This is a genomic window from Huaxiibacter chinensis, assembly GCF_022171985.1.
GTDB lineage: Bacteria > Pseudomonadota > Gammaproteobacteria > Enterobacterales > Enterobacteriaceae > Enterobacter > Enterobacter chinensis_A.
Window position 1 is genome coordinate 1 of sequence record NZ_JAJVHF010000037.1, and the last position, 3371, is coordinate 3371.

Annotated in this window: 3 protein-coding genes; 1 reads left to right on the forward strand and 2 read right to left on the reverse strand. The window is 46.6% G+C overall.

Features of this window, described 5'->3' with window-relative positions:
* Positions 1–107: 107 nt before the first annotated feature.
* Entirely contained in the window at positions 108–848 is a 741-nt protein-coding gene (locus LZP96_RS23645; protein ID WP_015060105.1) for a subclass B1 metallo-beta-lactamase IMP-4, read from the forward strand.
* 89 nt (positions 849–937) lie between these two features.
* Here LZP96_RS23645 and ltrA read toward each other — a convergent pair whose 3' ends face one another.
* Together ltrA and LZP96_RS24340 are read right to left on the reverse strand one after the other, a co-directional pair.
* Positions 938–2278: a group II intron reverse transcriptase/maturase gene (ltrA, locus tag LZP96_RS23650; protein WP_223229093.1), complete on the reverse strand. Its 1341-nt coding sequence runs from the start codon at positions 2276–2278 to the stop codon at positions 938–940.
* A 691-nt stretch (positions 2279–2969) separates the two neighbouring features.
* Positions 2970–3371, reverse strand: a 402-nt coding sequence (locus LZP96_RS24340; protein ID WP_425268071.1) for a hypothetical protein, incomplete at its 5' end; no start/stop codon positions are given.

Consider the following 3371-nt stretch of genomic DNA (forward strand, 5'->3'; position numbering starts at 1 on the left):
CAAGCAGCAAGCGCGTTACGCCGTGGGTCGATGTTTGATGTTATGGAGCAGCAACGATGTTACGCAGCAGGGCAGTCGCCCTAAAACAAAGTTAGAAAAGGGAAAGTATGAGCAAGTTATCTGTATTCTTTATATTTTTGTTTTGTAGCATTGCTACCGCAGCAGAGCCTTTGCCAGATTTAAAAATTGAAAAACTTGATGAAGGCGTTTATGTTCATACTTCGTTTGAAGAAGTTAACGGGTGGGGCGTTGTTCCTAAACATGGTTTGGTTGTTCTTGTAGATGCTGAAGCTTATCTAATTGACACTCCATTTACGGCTAAAGATACTGAAAAGTTAGTCACTTGGTTTGTGGAACGTGGCTATAAAATAAAAGGCAGTATTTCCTCTCATTTTCATAGTGACAGCACGGGCGGAATAGAGTGGCTTAATTCTCAATCCATCCCCACGTATGCGTCTGAATTAACTAATGAGCTGCTTAAAAAAGACGGTAAGGTTCAAGCTAAAAATTCATTTGGCGGGGTTAACTATTGGCTAGTTAAAAATAAAATTGAAGTTTTTTATCCAGGCCCAGGACACACTCCAGATAACCTAGTAGTTTGGCTGCCTGAAAGGAAAATATTATTCGGTGGTTGTTTTATTAAACCGTACGGTCTAGGTAATTTGGGTGACGCAAATTTAGAAGCTTGGCCAAAGTCCGCTAAATTATTAATATCCAAATATGGTAAGGCAAAACTGGTTGTTCCAAGTCACAGTGAAGCTGGAGACGCATCACTCTTGAAACTTACATTAGAGCAGGCGGTTAAAGGGTTAAACGAAAGTAAAAAACCATCAAAACTAAGCAACTAAATTTCTAATCGGGTAGCCGGAGGTATCTAGCCTCCAGCCCCCACACCACCCTGCATGCGGCTCCGCACAGGGCGGTTCATTTAGAACTCCTAACCTGTTATTTGGCTAGGATAATGAACTGCAATCCATCCATCTCTTAGTGAATACAATCCAGCTTTCTCTAGGTACTCGTTACTCAGCGCTTGCTGTATGCCTGGCGTTTTCGAACTACGCCAAGGGCCTTTACTTGTGAGTCCACAAGCAACGGCAGCTTGGATCCTGACACCTCGTTTAAGTAGGTTCTGCACCTTAGTCCGTGGTTTTCGCCACTGACGCCAGTAGCACATACGCACTCGGCGACGGATCCAGTGGTCTAAATCGACGCAACCTTGATAAGCGTTGGCTATGCCAAAGTAATTGATCCAACCTTGCATATATTGCCGCAGTTTAAACAGTTGATAGCTCATGCTGACTCCCCAATTGCGGTTCGTCAGTCGTCGTATCTTTTGTTTGAAAACGTGCAACGTGTTGGCATGCCATTGGATCTTTCCTCGGTTAAAGGTGAAGCCAAGGAACTTGCTTTGACCTACCTTAACTACTTGGCTTTTATGCTCGTTAACGATCAGTTTTAGCTTCGTACCAAGATAATGAGTAATACTCTTGAGAACACGTTCTCCCGCCCGTTGAGACTTCACCAAGATGATAAAGTCATCAGCGTAGCGGGCGAAGTGATGTCCTCGGCTTTCCAATTCTTTATCCAAACTATCCAGCATGATGTTTGATAATAAGGGTGAGAGTGGGCCGCCCTGAGGTACACCTTCGAAGCTTGCTTCAAATTGGTCGTTGACCATGACGCCCGCTCGCAGGTATTTGCCAATAAGCGCTAGCAGACGCTTATCCTGCACCTTACTCCTTAACTGAGTCATCAACAGATCGTGGTTGACGCGGTCAAAGAACTTGGACAGATCAACATCAACGGCAAATTTGCGCTTCTGTTTGATGATATTCCTGACTTGTAGTACCGCCTGCTGGGCGTTTCTGTTCGGCCTAAAGCCGAAGCTATTGACTGAAAAGTAGGGGTCAAACAACGGCGTGAGTATCTGAGCGATTGCTTGTTGTATCACACGATCAATCACGGTGGGGATCCCCAATTTGCGTTTACCGCCATCGGGTTTATCGATCTCCACGCGCCTGACCGCTGAGGGTTGATATTCTCCTCGCTCAAGCTGAGATTTACACTGTTGCCAGCCGCCTTGTTGCATCCAGCGCGGGAAGGCTTCGATGGTCATGCCATCGATACCCGACGCGCCTTTATTGGCTTTCACTTGTCGCCAAGCTCGGTGTAGATTCTCAGGTTCGAGTAGTTGCGGAAATAGATTGCTGCTGAAGGCTGGTTGCGGGCTAATACGCTGTTGATAGTAATCGTCTGACGACGTAGTGAGTACCGACAAGTTTGGCAAGACTCCTCCTTCTTCTAAATGTTCAGGCCTTCACCATATCCCATCCATTACGATAGGCGTTGGGCTACTATGCCGTCTGCTGACTTCTGCTTAATCACATGCCGAGTTGCCCCGTCATGCGCTATCGGTTTTCATCTAATTCGCTCTTTCCAGTTGATGAAATTGAAAAGCCAAGACACTTGTAGACCAGAGCCTTACTGGTTAATGACCGATCGCATGCTAAGCAGATCTCCCCAGATAAGGACATGAACTTTCTTTGCACTGCTGCATCATTTACGGTGGCCGTTAGATCACGTGGTTTCGTCGTCTTGTGCCAACTCACCTTCAGCCTACGCCTCATATGATGTTCTTGTTCATCAGCTCGCAAATTTGCTAGCGGCTTCCTTCAGACCGCCCCTCACGGGTAAGCCCTTGCCATTCGCTAGTAGTTAACGTTTAATAACAGCATGTTATCGAACGGTGACCTTCCTACAGAGGACTTTCACCTCATTAGTTCATGCCCATGCTGGGCGTACACAAAGCTATGCAATCGACGGCAAAAAGCTTCGTTCGCTTCGCGCACTACGCCTTTTCCGCGATTGATAGCGACGTTATGTGAATATTGAAATGAGCATTCCAAAGAAAGGAAGTAGAAAAATTATCGTGGGCGAAAATGAGTTTTTGTGGCTCATTAGGTCAAAACTCACATATTCGCAGGACTGTTTAGGTACAGAAATGACTGCGGTCGTTGAACCGGATGCCGGTCCTCACTGATGAAGAAGTGAACACCGTACGGGAATCGTGCCGGCAGCTTGGAGCTATCGGCCGGAACCTCAACCAGGTGGCCAGGGCCTTGAACATCGAGTTCAGGGAAAGTGACAAGCTCAAGCAAGAGGCCATCGAAAAACTGGCCGAACGGATCGACCAGCATTTGGACCATGTGTCTGAGCTGTTCGATAAGACCTGGAGCCGGTGGCACGATTGTCATTTTCAGAAGACGACTGCACCAGTTGATTGGGCGTAATGGCTGTTGTGCAGCCAGCTCCTGACAGTTCAATATCAGAAGTGATCTGCACCAATCTCGACTATGCTCAATACTCGTGTG

Coding starts and splice junctions, on each gene's coding strand:
- LZP96_RS23645 (WP_015060105.1), top strand. CDS start 108: ATGAGCAAGTTATCTGTATTCTTTATATTTTTGTTTTGTAGCATTGCT.